This is a genomic window from Gemmata sp., assembly GCF_051859125.1.
Lineage (GTDB): Bacteria > Planctomycetota > Planctomycetia > Gemmatales > Gemmataceae > Gemmata.
On record NZ_JBHYGG010000223.1, the window covers coordinates 28082 to 48118 of the forward strand.

The window sequence follows — 20037 nt, forward strand, 5'->3', positions numbered from 1 at the left end:
GCTGCGGACTCGCCTTCAGGAGCCAGCTATGTCGCAGATTCACGCTGATGCCGAGATGGTTCGACAGTTGGAAGCCGCGAGCGGGCCGGTCACCGTGGTCAACGACCAGGGGGCCACGATCGCCGTGTGCATGCCGATCAAATCCCGGTCGGTGTCGAAGTACACACCCGAGGAGATTGAGCGGCGGCGGCGAGACTTGCAAGCGGTGCGTGACGAGGTGCGGAAGAACCCGGGCAGTGGTCGGCGGCTCGCGGACATTCTGGCGGACCTCCCCCGGCTTGCCGGTGACGCGCCATGACGTGGGCGGTGATCTGGATGCCGCCGGCCGAGCAACAGCTCGCCACCGCCTGGCTGACCGCGCCGGACCGGAACGCGGTGACGAACGCCGCCGACGAGATCGACTTGGTGCTGGAGACCTTCCCGACTTCGGCTGGCGAACCACTGTTCGATACGGTCTACGAGTACGAGCAACCGCCGCTGACTGTCGAGTATGAGATCGACGGTGCGAACCACACGGTCTACGTACTCAGGGTGTGGAACACCGCCGACGGGCGACCGAACCTGACGGGGAACTGATCCGCCCAGGTGCTCCTCGCCAGCACCGAACTGATGGACGTCGATTGACCGCAATGCGGAACGCGGAGTTCGGAATGCGGAATGAAGCAACCGAGCCCGCAACGCTCTCGAATCACTCAAGGGTTCTGCCGATGTCTTCGAACTCCGCGTTCCGCGTTCCGCACTCCGCGCTCGGGCTGTCCCGCCGCGAACTGCTCGCCCGCTCCGGCACCGGCCTCGGCGTGCTCGGTCTCGCCGGGCTGCTCGCCGACGAGTCGAAGGCCGCCGCGGCCGCCAGCGTCGCGAGCAACCCGCTCGCGCCCAAGGTCGCGCACCACCCGGCGAAGGCCAAGCACGTCATCCACCTGTTCATGAACGGCGGCCCGTCGCAGGTCGACACGTTCGACCCGAAGCCCGAACTCACCAAGCGGCACGGGCAGCAACCCGGCGCGGCCGGCCTCAAGACCGAGCGGAAGACCGGCGGGCTGTTCGCCTCGCCGTTCGCGTTCCAGAAGTGCGGGCAGTCGGGCATCGAGGTCAGCGAGATCTTCCCCGAGGTCGGGAAGTGCATCGACGACATCTGCGTCATCCGGTCGATGCACACGAACATCCCGAACCACGAGCCGGGCCTGTTGCTGATGACCTGCGGGAACACGCAGGCGATCCGGCCGAGCATGGGCTCGTGGCTCACCTACGGGCTCGGCACCGAGAACCAGAACCTCCCCGGGTTCGTGGTGATGTGCCCCGGCAAGCCGGTCGTCGGCCCGGCGCTGTGGAGCAACAGCTTCCTGCCCGGCGTGTTCCAGGGGTGCCACATCCAGAACCTCGACCCGAAGAAGGTCATCGACCACATCCGCAACAGCAACGTCGGCACCGGCACGCAGCGCGAGCAACTCGACCTGCTCAACGCGCTCAACGGCGTCCACAAGGAGACGCGGCCGGGCGACGACCAGCTCGACGCCCGCATCCAGTCGCTCGAGATCGCGTACCGCATGCAGACCGAGGCGCAGGACGCCTTCGACGTGACCCGCGAGCCGCTCAAGGTCCGCGAGGCATACGGCAAGGGGTACTTCGCCGACGCCTGCCTCACCGCCCGGCGGCTCGTCGAGCGGGGCGTGCGGATGGTGCAGGTCTTCTACGGCGGCGGCCAGCCGTGGGACGACCACGGCGACATCGAGAAGGGCCACCGGGCGAAGGCGAAGGACAGCGACAGGGCGATCGCTTCGCTGCTCCGTGATTTGAAGTCGAAGGGCCTCCTCGACGAGACGCTCGTGCTGTGGGGCGGCGAGTTCGGCCGCACCCCGACGAGCGAGGGGCAGAACGGCCGCGACCACAACAACCACGGGTTCAGCGTGTGGCTCGCCGGCGGCGGCGTGAAGGGCGGCATGACCTACGGGGCGACCGACGAGTTCGGGTTCGCCGCCGCCGAGAACAAGGTCCACATCCACGACCTGCACGCCACGATGCTGCACCTCATGGGCATCGACCACGAGAAGCTCACGTACCGCTACAGCGGCCGCGACTTCCGCCTCACCGACGTCCACGGCCACGTGGTGAAGGACATCCTGAAGTGACGGGCGATTCACGGTTGCCGGAACGAGACGCCGCACGATAAAGCAGAACGAAGCCGCACGATCGAAACCGAAGAACGCACGATCCGGACACAGAATTCGATTTGAACTCTGTCCTCGGTTCGGATCGTGGCTTCATCGGTTTCGATCGTGCGGCTGATTGTTTTCTGCTCTACGAACGTCCGGACGATTCGCATGCCCTGGGACTTCGCCCACGAACTCCGCCGCTGGGGGCCGACCGCCGCGGCTCCCGTCGGTCTCCCCGCCGCACGCGCCTACTGTGCGCACGTCGCACGGTCGCACTACGAGAACTTCACCGTCGTTTCGGCGCTGCTCCCGCGGCGGCTGATCCGGCACTTCAACGCCGTGTACGCCTACTGCCGCTGGTCCGACGACCTCGCCGACGAGACGAGCGGCGGGGCCGAGGCGCTGCGGTTGCTCGACTGGTGGCGCACCGAACTCCTCACCTGCTACGGCGGCCGGCCGACGCACCCGGTCACGGTCGCGCTGCGCGAAACGATCCGCCGGTTCGCGATCCCGCCCGAGCCGTTCCTGAACCTGCTCGTCGCGTTCACGCAGGACCAGCACGTCACGCGGTACGCCACGTTCGACCAACTCGTGGGGTACTGCCGCAACTCGGCGAACCCCGTCGGGCACCTCGTCCTGCACCTCTTCGAGTGCTTCGACGCGAAGCGGGCGGCGCTCTCCGACGAGGTCTGCACCGGGCTGCAACTCGCGAACTTCTGGCAGGACGTGTCCCGGGATTACGCCATCGGCCGCGTGTACCTGCCGGCCGAGGACCGCGAGCGGTTCGGCGTTTCGGAGGCCGACATCGGCGCGGGGATGTGTACCCCGCAGTTCCGCGACCTGATTCGCTTTGAGGTCGAACGCGCCCGCGGCTACTTCGCCCGCGGTGCGGCGCTCCTGCCGCTGCTGCCGCGGGCGGCCCGCGTGGACGTGGACCTGTTCATCGCCGGCGGCCGTGCGATCCTCACGGCCATCGAGAGCTCCGGGCACGACGTTCTGACGCGCCGGCCCGAGGTCGGGAAGCGCGAGAAGGTGAAACTGCTGCTCGGTGCGGCCGTGCGGGCGGTCCTGGGGTGAACTCGCGGGAAGAGTTTTGGCGGGCCGTGAACCCGGATTACGCACTTCCGTCGGGCGGTTGGCCGTTGATCCGCCCGCCCCATGCCCTCAGAATAGGGCGAAGTTCATCCGACCGGCAGAGGCTCGCAGATGGTCACCTCGCCCGTAATTTGCCAGGCGTGCAGCGCCGTGGTCCCGTCGGCCCGGTTCGCCTCGGTCGTCGCGGACGAGGCCCGGTGCCCCGCGTGCGGCGCGCCGGTCCCGCCGGCGTCGGTGAACGTCTCCCTGCAACTCGGCGAGCCGAACACCGTCATCAACGTCTCCCTCGACTCGGGGAACATCAACGTCGCGCCCGAAGGCGCGACGCGGAGTTGGGGCAATGACGCACCCGAGCCGCCGCGGTCGCGGGACTTCCCGTTCCTGGCCCCGCCCCGCGCCCCGGACGAGATCGGGTGGCTCGGGCCGTACCGCGTCCTGGGCGTGCTCGGCACGGGCGGCATGGGCGTGGTGTTCCGCGCCGAGGACCCGCAACTCAAGCGGCAGCTCGCGCTGAAGGCGATGCTCCCGTCGGCGTCCGCGAACCCGGACGACGTGACCCGGTTCCTGCGCGAGGCGCGGGCGCAGGCGGCCGTCGAGCACGACCACGTCGCGGCCATCTTCCAGGTCGGCGAGGACCGCGGGGTCCCGTACATCGCGATGCCGCTGCTCAAGGGCCAGCCGCTCGCGGGCGCGCTGCGGGCCGGCCCGCGGGTGCCCGTCGCGGAGGCCGTGCGAATCGCCCGTGAGATGGCCGAGGGACTCGCCGCGGCGCACGAGCAGGGGCTCATCCACCGCGACATCAAGCCCGGGAACGTGTGGCTGGAGGGGAAGCAGCGGCGGGTGAAGATCCTCGACTTCGGCCTGGTCCGGGTGACCGGCGAGAACGCGGCGCTGTCGGCCGACTCGGCCCCGGTGACGCAGGCCGGGTTCGTCGTCGGCACCCCCGCGTACATGAGCCCCGAGCAAGCGAAGGGCGACCGGCTCGACCCCCGCAGCGACCTGTTCAGCCTCGGCACCGTGCTCTACCTGATGCTCACCGGCCGCGAGCCGTTCACCGCGACCACGATTACGGCGATGCTGATCGCGGTCGCGACCGACGAGCCGCCGGCCCCGGCCGCGGTCAACCCGCAGGTGCCGCCGGACCTCGACGCGCTCGCGCTGCGGCTGCTCGCGAAGAAGCCCGAGAACCGGCCGGCGACCGCCGAGGAGGCCGCCGCGCTGCTGCGGCAGATCGAGGCGCGGCTCGCGGCGACCGGTGGGCCGCCCGTTGCGGCCGGCGCGGGGCCCGTCGCGCGCCCCGCCGGCGAGCCCTGGGAGGACGCCGAGGCGACCGAGTCGGAACTGCGCGAGCTGAGTTCCGCCGTGACCGCACCCGTTCCGTCGGCCCGAGCGGCGGTGGAGTTCGACGCCCCGCCGCCGCGGAGGAAGCGCTGGGTGCTCGTCGCGGCCGGGTTCGCGTTCGTGGCGCTGGCGGCGCTTGCGGCCGACGTCGTCATCCGCATCACGAACAAGGACGGCTCCGTTACCAAGATCAAGGCCCCCGAGGGCAGCACGGTCGCGCTCACGAAGGACGGCAAGGAGCTCGCCGCGGTCGGCCCGGACCCGAAGAAGGCCGGGCCGGCCGCGCCGTTCGACGCGCGGGCGGCCGCCGAGTGGGTACTGAAGCAGGGCGGGAAGGTGCGGGTGGCGGGCCGCGCCGAAGAGGTCGGGCCCGCGGCCGCGCTGCCCGCCGGGCCGCTCGCGCTGACCGGCCTCGACCTCACGGACCTCAAGGGCGTGGCCGACGACGACCTCGCCCGGTTCGCCGGGTGCTCCACGCTGACCCGGCTCCGGCTCGGGCACACCGCGGTGGGTGACGCGGGGCTCGCGCACCTCAAGGGGTGTGTGGCACTGGCGGACGTCGACCTCTCGAACACCAAGGTGACCGACGCGGCCCTGGCCCGGTTCAAGGGCTCCGTCCGGCTGACCGCGGTGTACCTGAACAGCACCGCGGTCGGCGACGAGGGGCTCGCGCATCTCGCCGGGTGCCCGGCGCTCGCCGAGGTGTGGCTCGACGACACGCGGGTCACGAACGCGGGGGTCGCGGCTCTCGCCGGGTGCAAGCGGCTGCACACCCTGAACGTCCGCACCAGCGGGGTCACCAGACCGGCGGTCGTGGCCCTGGCCGCGGCGCTGCCCGAGTGCAAGTTCGGCCTGCCCGAAGGCCCGTACGAGTACGCGCCGCTCACGCCCCGCGGGGCCGCCGAGTACGTCATCGCCCTGGGGGGGAGGGTCTGGGTGAACGGGAAGCTGGGCCCGGAGGACCGCATCGGGAAGCTCGCGGACCTGCCCGCCGGGGCGCTCGCACTGAGCGGCTTCGACCTGGGCAGCACGCGAATCACCGACGCCGACCTGGCCCCGCTCAAGGACTGCAAGGACCTGGCGCTCCTCGCCGTGTACGACACCGGCGTCGGCGACGCGGGGCTGGCGCACTTCAAGGGTCAGAGGCGGCTCCAGCGGCTCCACGTGTCCGCGACCCGGGTGACCGACGCGGGGCTCGCGCACTTCAAGGACTGTTCGATCCTGAGCGACCTGTTCGTGAACCAGACGGCGGTCGGCGACGCGGGGCTCGCGCACTTCAAGGACTGCAAGACGATCCGGGCGCTCTGGGCCAAGGGCACGAAGGTGACGGACAAGGGGCTCGCGTGCCTCGGCGGGTGGCCGGGGTTGAGCTTCGTGGACCTCAACGACACCGGCGTCGGCGACGCGGGCGTGGCCCGCCTGAAGAACTGCGAGAACCTGACCCGCGTGTCGCTCCGGGGCACGAAGGTGACGGACAAGGGGCTGGCGGTCTTCACCGGCCGCGAGCACCTGGCCCTGCTCGACGTCGCCGACACCGCGGTGACGGGCGACGCGGCCCGCGGGGTCGCCGCGACGCTCCCCCGGTGCCACGTCCTGTGGAGCGGCGGGGCGGTCGCCCCGACGCAGAAGTAAGCCGTCACCGCCGCGGCGGGCCGCCCGCGGGGACGACCTCGTTGAACGCCCCGCGGTACCCGGCCCTCGCGGCCCCCGCGTCGTCGCCCGGGGCCGCCGGGGCGGGGACCATCGGCTCGATCTTCACGTCGTCGAACAGAGCCGTGCCCACGCCCGTCAGCGCCAGCGTCACCGCGATCTGCCCGCTCGCCGGCACCCTGCGGTACAGGTGGTACTGCTTCCACCGGGGCTGGACCGAGAGCCGCACGCCGAGCGGCTCGCCGCCCGCGTCGTCGTAGAACAGCGCCCCGTCGGCCGAGCCGGAGATCTCCTCGGGCACCTTGATCCAGGCGCTGACCCGCACGAGCGTCCCCGGCGGGAGCTTCACCGGCGGACTGTCCACGGCGAGGAACGTGCGCTCCAGGGGGGCCTGGCTGATGTCCGCGGGCTTGCCGTCCCTGGCGATCTCGCCGCGGTGCCGCACGTCGAGCCGCAACAGGCTCTGGCCCAGCTCGGGCACCGGGGCCGCGTACCCGGTGTCGGGGCTGACGACCTCGCGGCCCGGGGCGAACGGCCCCCGCACCGGCACCGGCGGCTTCTTCGGGTCCGGCTTGGCGACGTGCTTCTCGGACGGCACGACCCCGGCCGCGACGTTCACCCGGTCGAGGGTGCCGAACCGGGCGGTCCACCCGGGCAGCGCGTCCACCCGCACCCCCGCGTTGGGCACCTTGCCGGCGAACTCGAACCCGCCGTGCGGCAGCGCGTTCGCGCCCGGCTGCGTCTTCTGGATCTCCTTGAACAGCTCCCAGTGCTTGGGCAGGCTGAAGAAGCTCACCGCGTAGGGGCTGGCGGTCGGGGTGTCGAGCGTGGCGACGGCCTGCTGCCAGTGGTCCCGCATGACGACCCGGAGCGGCCGCAGCGCCCGGACCGCGTCCTGATACGCCTTGTCGTACAGCTCGGCGGCGAACTGCCGGCGGGCCTCCTCGTGGAACCGCGTGGACTGCTGGAACAGGGTGTCGGCGGCCTTCACGTTCACGCCCATCGCGACCAGCTTCGCGTGGACGGTCGCGACCTTCTCGTACTCGACCGCGGCCATGTCGAGCGCCCACTTGGCCGACAGGCGGCCGTACTTGCGGGTGTAGTCCTGCCACCACGCGACGAGCCCGGGCCGGTCGCTGGTGAACACGATCGGGCACACGAGGTCGAACTCGGGGATCGTGAGCTGCGTCCCGCCGGGCACCTTCGTGGTCTGGTGCGACAGGCACTCGACGCCGGCGGGGGAGATCCGCCACGGGTCGGCCCCGTCGTGGACGAGCGGGACCACGACCGTGAGCGCGGCGCTGGCCCCCTGGTCCGGGACGAACTGCGTGCCGGGGCCGAACCAGATCGGGAGCAGCACGGCCCCCCGCTCGCCCCGCATGAGCGCGGCCTTCACGTTCGGGTTGTTCGTGTCGAGCCACTGGGTCCGCTCGCGGGCCGCGAGGACGACCGGGCTGAGCATGTCGATCTCGGCGTTGAGCAGCGCCATCCCCTGGAGCCGGTCCCGGCCCTGGTGCGAGTCGGCCAGGAACCGGTCGGACCAGAACCCGATCCCGCGGCACCCGCACGCCAGCGCGATGTACGCCATCACCCGCACCTGCTCGGGGTGCGGCCCGATCGGCTCGGTGAACGGGTCGCCGGGCTTCTGCCCCAGGACCTGCGTGACGTACCAGTCCGGGAGGTGGTTCTGCACCCAGGTCCAGTACGTGGCCCGGTCCGCGGTGAGCGACTTCCGCTGCGCGAGCCAGTCGCGGTACTTCACGAGGTCCAGGTTCGTGAACAGCGGCCACCGGTGCGCGCCGACCACGTCGAGGAAGTTCGAGTACCCCGAGAACCCGTCCCACACGTCGGCCCCTCGGGGCCGCCGCGGGTCGAGCCGGCGGATCAGGTCGGACGTGCGGAACACGCGGTCCGACTCCTCGCCGGTGCGGCCGCCGCCGAGGTCCCAGAACAGCACGTCGGTGCCCGCGAACTTCTGCATCACCGGGCTGAACTCGTCGCCCCCGCGGTCCCGGTCGGCCGACACCCGGCCGTCGTCCTCGGGGCGGGCCGGCACGAGCGGCACCGTGGGCATCACGAGCCACCCCTCGCGGTTCGCCTCCTCGATCAGGGCGACGCTGGAGTCGGCCGGCAGCGCGAGCGAGTCGAACCCGGCCTGCCGCAGGACGTGCAGCGGGGTGCCGGTGTGGCGGATGGCGCGGAACAGGAACGGCTTGCCGTCCACGAAGATCTGGCCGCCGCGCTGCTCGACCTGCCGCCCGCGGCCCTGGGTCTCGCCGCGGGCGTTCTTGGTGATCGAGGCGGTCACGCCGGGCGTCGCCGCCGGCTTCGCCGGGGCCGTCACCGGGCCGATCTCGAGGTCGTCCACCCACACCTCGACCGCGCCGGGGCCGGTGTACAGGTTCAGCACGAGCCGGTCGACGTACGCCCCGGTGGTGTTCACCGCCCGGCCGGTCTTGGCCTGGAGCACCGGCAGGTGCTTGCCGACGAGGTCGGGGACGTTGTCGAGGGTGAGCTTGTCCCACTGCCGCGACTTCTCGGACGTCTTCCCGACGATGAGCATGGTGAGCGCGGCCTGCGGGTTGGCCGGGTCCGGCTCCTTGGGGAACACGACCCGCGCCCGCAACTGCACCCCGGCCTTGGTGGACTTGACCCACACCCCGGCCGAGAGCACATCGCTGACGGGGGCCGGCGGGGTGTCGTAGTAGTAGTGGGCGAACGCGGCGTCGCCGGTGGCGGCCTCGAGCGTGAGCTTCAGGTGCTCGCTCGACGGCTGGCTCTTGAACGAGAGGGTGGAGACGTCGTGCTCGTTCTCGTCGACCTTCACGTTGGCGTCGCCGCGGACGAGGACGGTGTTGCGGCCGGCGAACCCGAGGCGGTGGATCTGCTCGGCGCGGAGCGCGGGCACGACGGCGAGGGCCGCGGCGAGGCAAACGACGGCGGTGACCGCGAGGGCGGTGGGGCGGCGCATGCGGGTCGGCTCCGGGTCCGAGTAGCTCGGGCACGCCGGGCTATAGCACCGCCCCGCGGGCGGCGGAAGGGCAACCGGGCGGGGTGACGCAGGGCGGGCGGTGAGTTGGGGGGAGTGGGCCAAGTGGGTCGGTCACGGTCGCAGCGTCGTGCGGCTGGCCGGTTCCCCGAGGCCGGTTACGGCGTCGGCCTCGGACAGCGGCAACCGCACCCGCACGCCGTTGATGCCGACCTCGAACGGCCGCCCGCCGGGTATCAGGCCCACGCGGAGGCCGATCACGTCGCCGGCAGGTCCGTGGAACCGGAACAGGTCGAACCCGTTGCCCGCTCCGAGTTCGACGGCCACCTGCGGGCCGTTGAAGTGGCACAACTCCTTGCCGCCGAGGTCGCCGCCCGGGAGGTGGACGACCAACAGACAGGCCGCACCGCTGCCCGGTTCGCGGACCCACTGCCCGGTGTCGAACCGGACCCGCCCCGACTTACCCCGGCCGGCGAGTTCGACGCTGTTGGGGTACGCGAACACGACCGGCGGCCGCGGCCGGCACGCGGCGGCCCGGAGAGTCGCCTCGAGCAGCAGAGCGGCGCACAGGCACAGCACGACAAGAGCTTCGGGCACGACGGTCACTCGGTGAGCGTCACGGGTTTCGTGCCTCGTTCGCGGGCGGGTCGGTCATTAGCCCCCGCTGGATTTGAATGGCCGCGGGGCCGACCATCACCACGAAGGCGGCCGGCAGGCAGCCCACGACCACCCACGCGGCCGCGAGCCCCGCTTGGAGGAACCACGCCACCTTGCTCGGTCCCGCCGCGTACCGGTTCACCAGCAGGCAGCCGGCCACGTACAGCACGGCGCCCGCGAGCAACACCGCGGCGGTGCCCACGCACATCCGCACCCCCAGCGGGTCGCGCACCAACAGGCTCACATAGTCCGGTTTGAGCAGCGCCAGCACTCCCACCAGCGGCGAGAGGAACAGCAGCGGCAGGCCGAGCACAACGGCCTGAGACTGCGTGACGAACCACCTCGGCCCGTGAGCGCTGGGGGCGACTTTATCGTCGAGGTCGGGCATCAGGTCTCCGTGCTGAAACCGAGCGGTCGCTCCCACCATAGCACAGACGACCCACCTTCTCGTCGGACGTTTCTGCAACGCCCATCCCCGGGGGGCGGGGGGCGTGGTACAACTGAGCGTTCGAGCCGACACCGCGAGGGGCCGCCATGTTCGCCGTTCTGGAGTGCGTCGCCGAGGCCGTCAAGAACAAGGGGTTCAAGGGGCTGTGCGAGTTCGTGCCCGGGGGCGGGTACGTCCTCGACATCGCCGCCGACGCCTACCGCATCATCCGCGAGCGGCAGAAGGACGCCGCCATCAAGGAGGAACTCGCCCGCATCGCCGCCGCGACGACCGAGGAGGCCCGCCGGGCCGCCGAGGAGGTCGCCCGGAGGGTCGCGGGCCAGGCCCGGCCCGAGGAGCGGCTCGCGCTGGAGCTGTACCTCACGCAGATCCCCGGCGCGATCCGGCAGTCGCTCAAGCGCGCCGACGACCCGTCGGGGAAGTCGGTCCCGGCCGACTTCGCGCTCAGCGGCCCGCACGACCTCGCGCGGCTCCTGCCGCCGCGCGCCCCGCACTTCCGCCCCGGGGCCGACCTCCCGCACCGGCCGGGGTGGACGCTCGACGAACTCCTCGGGGCCGGCGGGTTCGGGGAGGTGTGGCTCGCCCGGCACTCGTTCATCCCGAACCCGCGGGCCGTGAAGTTCTGCACCGACCCGCTCGTCCGCACCAAGCTCACGTCGCACGAGGGCAAGGTCATCGCGCGTGTGATGGGGCAGGGGCACCACCCGAACGTGGTGCCGCTCATCGACGCGGTCCTCGACGGCGAGACCCCGTGGCTCATGTACGAGTACGTCGGCGGCGGTTGCCTCACCGACCTGATCCACCGGTGGCAAGCGCTCCCGGCGGCGGAGCGCGAGGCGGTCGCGGTCGCCGCGCTGCACCAACTTGCGGCCGCCGTCGGCACGTTCCACCGGCTCGCGCCCCCGATCGTTCACCGCGACCTGAAGCCGGCGAACGTTTTGGTGGCAGGAGTCAGGGATCAGGAGTCCGGAGTCAGCAAGACCGGGCCGGTAGCCGCTTCCCCGACTCCTGCCTCCCGACTCCCGACTCCTGAACTGAAGATCACCGACTTCGGCATCGGCGGCGTCGCGGTCGATTACCTGCAGCAGCAGGGCCCGGCCGGGGTGTCGATGATGTCGATGATGAGCGGCTACCTGGAGACGTCGCTCCGCGGGTCGTACACGCCGCTGTACGCCTCGCCGCAGCAGCGGACCGGGGCCGCCCCCGACCCCCGCGACGACGTCCACGCACTGGGCGTCATCGGGTTCCACATGATGACCGGCCGGCTCACGGACTCGCCCGGGATCGACGCGGCCGAGGACCTGACCGACATCGGCGCGAGCACCGGGTTCATCGCGCTCATTACGAAGTGCGTCGCGAGCAAGCCCGAGCGCCGGCCGAAGGACGGGGCGGAGGTCGCCGAGCGGCTCGCGGAGCTGAAGGCCGGCCGGGCGACCGCCGAGACGAAGAAGCCGACCGAGACCGTGAAGCCCGCGGTGCCGACCCAGACGCAATCGCAGTCACAGGGGGGCGGGTTCTGGCAGAAGCAAGTGGCCGCGGTTCCGGCCGCGAAGGCGACGCCCGCGGGCGGCACGTCGAAGCTCGCGGTCGCCCCGCTCGTTGAAGCGCCGGCCGCCCCCGTGACGCCGGTGGTCCTGTCGCCGACGAAGTGGCTCGTGTCGGTCCGCGGGATCTGGTTCACCCGCCCGGCCGAGAGCGCCGATGCATCGTGGACCCCGAGCAGCGTGCGGCTCCCGGGCGAGGTCACCGCGAAGCCCGGCGAGGCGTACCGTCTGGTGCTGAACCCCGACACAACGACCGACGCCGAACTCGCGAAGCTGCGGACGCTGTCCGGGCTGCCGGGACTGGAAGCGATCGACCTGTCGGGGTGCCGGCAGGTGACGGACGCGGGGCTGATGCACCTCGCGCAGCTCCGCGGGATCAAGGCCGTGGGGCTCGCCGACACGCAGGTGACGGACTCGGGCCTGACGCTGCTGCTGACGCGGTTCCCGGACCTGGAAGCGGTCGGCCTGGCGGGCGCGGAGAGGCTGACGCAAACGGTGATCCCGTACCTCACGCGGCTCCGCAAACTCAAGGCGCTGTCGCTGCCGCCGCGGGCCGACTCGGTGGACGTCCGCGTCGAGTTCGCGAAGCGCCGCCCGGCGTGTAAACTGGCGTGAACGATCCGCATCCTCGGCGTCCTGGCCTTCATGATCGGCCCCGTGCCGCAGCCCGCAGCAGCGTGATGGTCACCCCCGCGGGTACGGGACGGTGATGGTGCGGTCGGTGCCGGGGTTGAGCAGCACCACCGAGGAGCCGTCGGGCCACGTCACCTGGACCCGCTCGGCGCGGCCGCCGGGGCCGAACCCGAAGTGCGCCACCGGTTCCATCTGGCACAGGTACCCGCTGCCCCCGCACACGCCCTTCACCCGCACCCGCCCCCCGGCCTCGGCCCGCACGACCGCCCCGCGGGCCGGCGCGCCGAACCGCGTCAGCGGTCGCACCCGCAGCCACCCGTTCCCCTCCGCAGCGCGCGCCTTGTACAGCCCGAGCGGCTGCGCCCCCCGCTCGCCGCGCGACACCAACAGTTCGAGCACGCCGTCGGAGTCGATGTCGCACACCGCCGCGCCGGTGCCGAACCCCTCGGGGTCGAGCGCGTCGCCGGGGTCGAGCATCGTGAACCCGTCGGCGGCGCGGAACAGGCGGTTCGCCTCGCCGACGTTGTTGAAGAACAACTCGTCGTGCCCGTCGTTGTCGAAGTCGGCGGCGATCACCGTCCGCACCGGTGACGGGAACGCCAGCGCCGGCGACGCCCGGTCCTTCCACGCGACGTGCCCGTCGCGGCGGACCATCGCCCGGTGCGGCCCGTCCCAGTTCCCCCAGCACAGGCCGAACTCGCCGTCGCCGGGGTCGAACGCCGTCAGCCCGCGGCCGTGCTCCTCGTGGTCGGTCAGGCCGTACTCGGCGGCGCACTCGGCGAACGTGCCGTCGCCCGTGTTGCGGAACGCGAAGTTCGGCCCGTTCTCGTTCGCGCAGATGACGTCGGGGTAGTCGGAGAACACGGGGAGGGTGAGGACGCCGCGGCCGGCGGCGGTGTGCGCCAGGTCCAGGGGCGGGGCGAGGTCGGTCAGCGCGCCGCCGGGGCCGGTCTCGTACAGCCGCATCGGGCGGCCGTGGCTGGCGACGAAGAACCCGTACCGCCCGACCCCGCGGCGGTCGATCGCGGCCACGCTCCGGCCCGCGGAGAGGTTGCGGGCGCCGCGGTTCGCGGGGTGCGAGAACAGGTCCTCCCAGCGGCCGTCGGGCTGCGGGTCGAACAGCCGGTCGGCGGCCTGCTTCACCCCCGAGAACGTGTCGGTGTTGAGGACGTAGAGTTCCTCGCGGCCGTCGCCGTCGATGTCGCCGGCGGCGAGGCCGACGGCCTGGCGCGCGGCGTCGGCGAGGTCGGGCGGGGCGGAGTCGCGGAGCGCGCCGTTGGCCCACCGCAGCACCCGGTTCGGGCCGCCGTACCCGGCGACGATGAACTCGAACCGCCCGTCGCCGTCGAGGTCGGCGACGGCCACGCCGGAGTGGAGGGCCGGGGGGTTGTGCCCGATGAGGGGCGAGACGTCGCGGAACATGGGCACCCTTCGGGAACGTCAAAATCCGAAGCACGAAATGCGAAAGGGGGACAGAACCGGCGCTGTCTCCCTTTCGGATTTCGTGCTTCGGATTTCGTGCTTCCGCCGCAGGCGGCTCAGCGGTTGAACGCCAGGCTCGCGTGCGGCCGGCGGCCGGCCTCGATGCTCGCGACCGTGACGGCCGCCGACGCCTTCACCCCGGGGCGGGCGTAGTAGACCAGCGTGCGGCCCGTGTCGATCCCCTCGGGGAGGCGGTGGCTCGGGCCGATCAGGTGGCCGGCGGCCTCGTTCGGGAGTTGCACCATCCACTGGTCGCGGCCGGGCAGGTCGTAGAGGCCCAGGGTGCGCTTCTCGGGGTCGTAGTCGAGGCGGTCGAGGTCCGGGGCGGGGAGCTTCTCGCGGCTCGTGAGCCACGCGGGGTCGTTGGCCCCGAGGGGCGCTGCCGCGGTCGGTTGCGGGCCGTGCGGGGCCGGCGGGGGCGAGGGCGTTCCACAGCCGAACACGCCCAGAACGAGCGCCCCCGCGACGCCGGCCCGCAGGGCCGGTGCGCGTGTGGGCCGCTCGGCCCCGGTTGTCCGTAACGCTGTCATGGCGACCCTCCTGAGTGCCGTGGGAATGCGGCCGCGCCCCGGCGGCGCGGTCGTGCGCTACGGGAATCGTAGCATCGGGACGGGCCGGGGGAAAGTTGGACCCGGGGGAACGCCGGGATTTCGGGCGGTGCGGCGGGTCACTCGCGGTACCCGATGAGCCCGAGCGTGAACGCCGTCAGGCCCGCGAGTCCGGCGTACATGGGGGCGATCCGCTGTTCCGTGAACGGGATCTGTACCAGCGCCGCCCCCGACATCAAGTAGTACCCGCCCCACAAGAGGATGATCCCACCGACGACAATCATGAGCATCGCAAGGAAGCGCTTCATGGTCCGTTGCTCGCTTGGCCGCGGAGAGGCTCAACTTAGTTCATAGCTCATCCGGGCGGGGTGTGGGGCCGGGGCCGCAATTTTCGCCCCCGGTCCGGAACCCGCGGTCCCGCGCAATCAGTCCTCGAGCAGCCGCTTGAACTCGATCTGGTAGCACGTCGTGTTGCCGTTGCCGCAGAACAGGTGCCGCCCGTCGGGGCTGAAGGCGAGCGAGTGGACGGCCGAGTCGAACCCGCGGGCGACCAGGAACCGGCCGCTCAGCACGTCCCACACGCGGACCGTCGCGTCGGCCCCGCCGCTGACCACGTAGCTGCCGTCGGGGCTGAACGCGACCGCGTGGACCTTCTCCTGGTGCCCGCCCAGGACGAACACCGTCTCCTGGGTGCCCACGTCCCACAGGTACACGGCGTCGTCGAACCCGGCCCCGGCGAGGTACTTCCCCTCCGGGTCGAACGCGACCGCGTACACGCCGACGTTGATCGTGAACAGCTTGTCCTTGGTCGGGATGTCCCAGACGCACACGGCCCCGTCCCGCTCGCCGGTCGAGAGGTAGTCCACGCCCCCCGCGGCGATCCGCCGCCCGTCCGGGTGGAACGCGACCCCCTCCAGGGTGCAGCCGTCGGCCGCTTCGATGAGCAGCAGTTCGGGGGCGGCGGTGTCGCACCGCCAGATCCACACCAGGCCGTCGGTCGGGCTGGTGTGGGCGACGTACTTGGAGTCGGCGGAGAACGCGGCGAACCCGATCGGCGGCTTGGTCGCCTCCAGGTCCGCGGCGCGCGTCCCCTCGGGAACGTTCCACAGGCGGGTGAAGTAGTCGGTGCCGCCGAGCGCGAGCCACGTGCCGTCCGGGCTCGCGGCGACCGAGTACGCGGGGGCCAGGCCGGTCGGGGGCACCTCCGCCCCGGTCTCGACGTCCCACACCCGCGGCCGCGGCTCGCCGGTGCTGGCGAGCTTCAGCGGGCGGCCCGGAACGACGGCGATCGCGTGGCGGCCCGTCGGGTTCGGCCCGGCGAGCAGCTTGCCGGTCTGCGTGTCCCAGACGTGGATGACCCGGTCGACCCCGGCGCTGGCGAGCCGGGTGCCGTCGGGGCTGAACGCCAGGGACCGGACCTCGTCGGTGTGGCCGCGGAGCACGGCACCGGCGACCCCCTTCTCCGCGTCGCGCCACAGGTGGACGTCGAAGTTCGAGTCGGCGCACGCCAGCAGCTTCCCGTCGCCGCTGTACGCCAGCGTGTGGACCTGGTCGGCGTGGCTGTTGAGGAGCATGACCGGGTCGGGGTGCGGCGGTCGCCACACCCGGGCCGACGTGTCCCACCCCGCCGAGACCAGCAGCTTGCCGTCCGGGCTCCAGTCGAGGGCCGGGATGCGGTCCGTGTGGCTGGCGAGTTCGCACACGAGCTTGTGGGTGACGTCGTGCCACACGCGGACGACGCGGTCCTCGCCAGCGGTGGCGATGAACTCGCCGCGGGGCGAGAACGCGACCGCCGACACCGGCAGCGGCCGGGCCGATGCCCGCACCTGGCCGAGGAATTTGTGCGCGGCCGTGTCCCAGAACCGTACGATGCCGTCGTCGTGCCCGCTGGCGAGAGTCCGCCCGTCGGCGCTGAACGCGACCGCGGTGACCCACGCCTCCTGCGGCAACCGCTTCGCGAGCTGGCCGGACTCGACCTCCCACACGACGACCGCCTCGCTCCCGCTGGCGAGGTGCCTCGCCCCCGGGGCGAACGCCCAGACCGTTTCGAGGTCCGAGAGGTAGTGCCGGGCGAGGAGCTTCCCCTCGGGGGACCACCGGCGGAGCACCCCGGCCTCGTCGACCGACCACAGGGTGCCGTCGGGCGCGTACGCGAGGGCCGCGACGTCGCCCTCGGTGTGGAACCGCGGCTCCCCGAACACCTTCGTGACCAAAGGGGACGGGCGGAGCGGGACCGGGCTGTCGGGGGTGTTGGTCTGGACTGGCATGGAACCACAGTGTTGTGGGTGGCGCGGCTCGTGAAGGGACTCCGGCTGTTGCGGTGGTGCTGGTGTTCCGACCCCGACGCGACAGTCCTTGACGTGCGCCCGCGACCGTGCGATTCGACCGACCCGTTACGCGACCCCCGGCCCCTAACACCACGCCAACCGATGTCCCAAGAATTTCATTATATCCGCTGGCTGCGGTCCCGAACAACCGCCGACCCGCGGGTACTCGTTGGGCCGGGCGACGACTGCGCCGTCCTCGCGGCCCCGACCCGGCCGCTCCTGGTCACCACCGACATGCTCATGGACGGCACCGACTTCATACTGGCCGAAGTCGGCCCGCGCCGCGCCGGCCGCAAGGCGATGGCCGCCAACCTGAGCGACATCGCTTCGATGGCCGGCGTTCCCCTCGCAGCCGTGGTGAGTGTGGCGCTGCCGCGGGCGTCGCGCGAACTCGCCGAGCAACTCTACCTCGGGCTCCGCGACGTGGCCGATGCGTTCAACGTCTCGATCGTCGGCGGCGACACGAACTCGTGGGACGCGCCGCTGGCGATCAGCGTGACCGCGTTCGGCGAGGCCACCGACCGCGGCGCGGTGCTGCGGAGCGGGGCGAAACCCGGCGACTGGGTGTTCGTCACCGGCCCGCTCGGCGGCAGCATCCGCGGGCACCACCTCGACTTCACCCCGCGGGTCCGCGAGGCGCTCGCGGTGCACGCCGCGGTCGAGCTGCGCGCGATGTGCGACATCAGCGACGGCCTCGCCGCCGACCTGGGCCACATCCTCGAAGAGAGCGGCTGCGGGGCGGTGCTGTTTGCCGACGCGATCCCGACGACCGCCGACGCGGTCGAACTCAGCCGCACGTCGGGCAAGTCGCCACTTCAGCACGCGCTCGGCGACGGCGAGGACTTCGAGCTGGTGTTCACGGTCTCGGCGAGTGACGGCGCAAAAATGTTGCGCGAGCCGCCCGTGCCGGGGCTTGCGAAGATCGGCGAGTGCGTCGAATCGGGGCTGTGGCTGGAATCGGACGGGAAGCGCGAACCGTTGCAAGCGACGGGATGGGTCCACGATTTCTGAGAGCGGATCACGTTGCGGGAAGCAAATCCGCGACCGGCACGGCGAACCCGGGGATGACGCCGTCGGCCGTCAGCGTGTCGGACGCCGCGAACACCGTCGCCGGCTGGTTCGCACGGTACGCGGTGACGGTCCGCAACTCGGGATCGGCGACCCACACGACCACGACGCTCGCGGCGAGATATTCTTGCACCTTCGCTTCGATCTCCGGCTGAGTGTCGTTCTTGCTCCGCACCTCGAGCACGATCGCTGGGATTGTTAAGAGGTAACCCTCCGGGGAGAGTTGTGCCGGTAGAGATGCCTTGGCGACGAACAGCGCGTCCACGCCAACTACTCGGTCCGGGTTGCGGCGCAAGACGACGGCGATCTCATCGCCGGCTTCGCCATAACCTCGCTGTTCGCCCTGACTGAGGAGTTGAGCGGCGATCTTCAACGCCGCCTTGCCGTGAACGTAGCCAGGGGGCGACATGGGGACGGGCACTCCATCGTGAAGTTCCCACCGCACCTCACCTGAGGGGAGCAAACGTGGGAAACGAGGGAGGTCCGCAATCGTGAGGACGCACCGAGTGCCCAGGGGTGGCAGGACCGGTGCAGTCGGGGATGCGGGCGGTGTCAGGGTCGCTGTACTCATACCCGTATCCTACACCTTCGGGCGGCGGGTGTGCCAGTCGGTGGCGGCCTCGTACATGCGGGCGATGCGGAGCAGCTTCTCCTCGTCGAACGGCTTGCCGAGTAGTTGCAGGCCGATCGGCAGGCCGGCCTTCGTGAAGCCGCACGGCATGCTGAGCCCCGGGATGCCGGCCAGGTTGCACGACACCGTGTACACGTCCGACAGGTACATCGCGAGCGGGTCGTCCGACTTCTCGCCGGCCTTGAACGCGGCCGTCGGGGTCGTCGGCCCCATCACCACGTCGCACGTCGCCAGCGCGTCGTCGTAGTCCTTCTTCACCAGCCGCCGGACCTTCAGCGCCTTGACGTAGTACGCGTCCTTGTACCCGCTCGACAGCACGTAGGTGCCGATCATGATGCGGCGCTGCACCTCCTTGCCGAACGCCTCGCCGCGGGACTTCGCGTAGGTACCGATCAGGTCCGTCTTCTCCGCCGTGCGGTGCCCGTAGTGCATCCCGTCGAACCGGGCCAGGTTGCTCGACGCCTCGGCCGGCGCGACGATGTAGTACGCGGCGAGGGCGTACTTGCTGTGGGGGAGCGACACGTCGACGAGCGTCGCGCCCTGCTTCTGGTACTCGTTGAGCGCGTCGCGGACGGCCGCCTCGACCTCGCCGTCGAGCCCCTTGTCGAAGAACTCCCGCGGCACGCCGATCTTCAGCCCCTTCACCGGCTCGTTGAGCGCCCTGCGGTAGTCGGGCACGGGCTCGTTCACGCAGGTGCTGTCCCGCTTGTCGTGCCCGCTGATCGCTTCCAGCAGGAGCGCGCTGTCGGTCACGTCGTGGGCGAACGGGCCGACCTGGTCGAGCGAGCTGGCGAACGCTATGAGCCCGTACCGGCTGACGCGGCCGTAGGTCGGCTTGATGCCGACGATCCCGCACAGGGCCGCCGGCTGGCGGATCGAGCCGCCCGTGTCGGTGCCCAGCGAGAGCGGGGCCTGGCAGCCCGCGACGCACGCCGCCGAGCCGCCCGACGACCCGCCGGGGATGCGGTCCGTGGCCCACGGGTTCCGGGTACTCTGAACCGCGCTGTTCTCGGTGGACGAGCCCATCGCGAACTCGTCCATGTTCGTCTTGCCGAACAGGACCGCGTCCTCGGCCCTCAGCCGCTCGACGACGTGCGCGTCGTAGGGCGGGACGAAGTTGGCGAGCACCTTCGACGAGCACGTCGTGGCCACGCCCTTCGTGCAGAGCACGTCTTTGACCGCGACCGGCACGCCGGCGAGCTTGCCGAGCGGCTTGCCGGCGGCGCGCTTGGCATCAACGGCGGCGGCCTGCGAGCGGACTGCGGCCTCGTCGAGCGACACGAACGACCGGAGCTTCGGCTCGCGGTCCCGGTACGCGGCGAGGAAGGCGTCGGCGATCTCGGCGGCGGTTGCCGTGCCCGCGGCCTGGAGCGCGAGGAGTTCGCTGGCGGTGCGTTCGATCATGGTCTCACCCGGTGTCGTCAAGTCATCACGTCGTCACGTCGCCACGCCGCAAGCGGGGCCGCACGGC

The 20037-nt window shown here is 71.6% G+C and carries 16 protein-coding genes; 7 read left to right on the forward strand and 9 right to left on the reverse strand.

Annotation, left to right across the window (positions count from 1 at the left end; genetic code table 11):
• Positions 1-28 precede the first annotated feature (28 nt).
• The 5 genes from ACTIGN_RS18035 (at position 29) to ACTIGN_RS18055 (ending at position 6221) form a co-directional block, all read left to right on the forward strand.
• Complete coding sequence (locus ACTIGN_RS18035) at positions 29-298, forward strand: hypothetical protein (RefSeq protein ID WP_439626312.1); 270 nt, start codon at positions 29-31, stop codon at positions 296-298.
• Positions 295-576 (forward strand): type II toxin-antitoxin system RelE/ParE family toxin, encoded by a 282-nt coding sequence (locus ACTIGN_RS18040; RefSeq protein ID WP_439626314.1) that lies wholly within the window; start codon positions 295-297, stop codon positions 574-576. Before ACTIGN_RS18035 ends, ACTIGN_RS18040 begins: the two co-directional genes overlap by 4 nt.
• A 131-nt stretch (positions 577-707) precedes the next feature.
• Positions 708-2129: a DUF1501 domain-containing protein gene (locus tag ACTIGN_RS18045; RefSeq protein WP_439626316.1), complete on the forward strand. Its 1422-nt coding sequence runs from the start codon at positions 708-710 to the stop codon at positions 2127-2129.
• 192 nt (positions 2130-2321) lie between these two features.
• Positions 2322-3230 carry a squalene synthase HpnC gene (gene hpnC / locus ACTIGN_RS18050; RefSeq protein ID WP_439626318.1) on the forward strand — a complete coding sequence of 303 codons (909 nt, stop codon included), beginning with the start codon at positions 2322-2324 and terminating at the stop codon, positions 3228-3230.
• Positions 3231-3359: 129 nt separating this feature from the next.
• On the forward strand, positions 3360-6221 hold the full coding sequence (locus tag ACTIGN_RS18055; protein ID WP_439626320.1) for a protein kinase domain-containing protein: 2862 nt from the start codon (positions 3360-3362) through the stop codon (positions 6219-6221).
• 4 nt (positions 6222-6225) lie between these two features.
• On the opposite strand, the gene ACTIGN_RS18060 is transcribed toward ACTIGN_RS18055, so the two are convergent.
• The 3 genes from ACTIGN_RS18060 to ACTIGN_RS18070 all read right to left on the reverse strand — a co-directional run bounded on the left by ACTIGN_RS18060 (position 6226) and on the right by ACTIGN_RS18070 (position 10273).
• Positions 6226-9210 (reverse strand): hypothetical protein, encoded by a 2985-nt coding sequence (locus ACTIGN_RS18060; RefSeq protein ID WP_439626322.1) that lies wholly within the window; start codon positions 9208-9210, stop codon positions 6226-6228.
• 132 nt (positions 9211-9342) lie between these two features.
• On the reverse strand, positions 9343-9825 hold the full coding sequence (locus ACTIGN_RS18065) for a hypothetical protein (RefSeq protein WP_439626324.1): 483 nt from the start codon (positions 9823-9825) through the stop codon (positions 9343-9345).
• Between the two features lie 19 nt (positions 9826-9844).
• Positions 9845-10273, reverse strand: coding sequence for a hypothetical protein (locus ACTIGN_RS18070; RefSeq protein ID WP_439626325.1), 429 nt, complete (start codon positions 10271-10273; stop codon positions 9845-9847).
• Between the two features lie 146 nt (positions 10274-10419).
• On the opposite strand from ACTIGN_RS18070, the gene ACTIGN_RS18075 reads away from it, so the two are divergent.
• The gene (locus ACTIGN_RS18075) at positions 10420-12492 is read left to right on the forward strand and encodes a protein kinase domain-containing protein (RefSeq protein ID WP_439626327.1); all 2073 of its coding nucleotides are present in this window, start codon (positions 10420-10422) and stop codon (positions 12490-12492) included.
• Between the two features lie 69 nt (positions 12493-12561).
• On the opposite strand, the gene ACTIGN_RS18080 is transcribed toward ACTIGN_RS18075, so the two are convergent.
• From ACTIGN_RS18080 to ACTIGN_RS18095, 4 genes are all read right to left on the reverse strand, one after another.
• Complete coding sequence (locus ACTIGN_RS18080) at positions 12562-13932, reverse strand: CRTAC1 family protein (RefSeq protein ID WP_439626329.1); 1371 nt, start codon at positions 13930-13932, stop codon at positions 12562-12564.
• A 116-nt stretch (positions 13933-14048) separates the two neighbouring features.
• The gene (locus ACTIGN_RS18085; RefSeq protein WP_439626331.1) at positions 14049-14522 is read right to left on the reverse strand and encodes a hypothetical protein; all 474 of its coding nucleotides are present in this window, start codon (positions 14520-14522) and stop codon (positions 14049-14051) included.
• 137 nt (positions 14523-14659) lie between these two features.
• The gene (locus ACTIGN_RS18090; protein WP_439626332.1) at positions 14660-14848 is read right to left on the reverse strand and encodes a hypothetical protein; all 189 of its coding nucleotides are present in this window, start codon (positions 14846-14848) and stop codon (positions 14660-14662) included.
• Between the two features lie 117 nt (positions 14849-14965).
• The gene (locus tag ACTIGN_RS18095; protein WP_439626334.1) at positions 14966-16807 is read right to left on the reverse strand and encodes a hypothetical protein; all 1842 of its coding nucleotides are present in this window, start codon (positions 16805-16807) and stop codon (positions 14966-14968) included.
• 162 nt (positions 16808-16969) lie between these two features.
• On the opposite strand from ACTIGN_RS18095, the gene thiL reads away from it, so the two are divergent.
• Positions 16970-17878 (forward strand): thiamine-phosphate kinase, encoded by a 909-nt coding sequence (thiL, locus tag ACTIGN_RS18100; protein WP_439626336.1) that lies wholly within the window; start codon positions 16970-16972, stop codon positions 17876-17878.
• A 7-nt stretch (positions 17879-17885) separates the two neighbouring features.
• Here the strand turns inward: thiL and ACTIGN_RS18105 are convergent, their stop codons facing one another.
• Together ACTIGN_RS18105 and gatA are read right to left on the reverse strand one after the other, a co-directional pair.
• A complete protein-coding gene (locus ACTIGN_RS18105; protein WP_439626338.1) occupies positions 17886-18506 on the reverse strand; it encodes a Uma2 family endonuclease in 621 nt (206 codons plus the stop codon).
• 9 nt (positions 18507-18515) lie between these two features.
• Positions 18516-19970: an Asp-tRNA(Asn)/Glu-tRNA(Gln) amidotransferase subunit GatA gene (gene gatA, locus ACTIGN_RS18110; protein ID WP_439626340.1), complete on the reverse strand. Its 1455-nt coding sequence runs from the start codon at positions 19968-19970 to the stop codon at positions 18516-18518.
• Between the last annotated feature and the right edge of the window lie 67 nt (positions 19971-20037).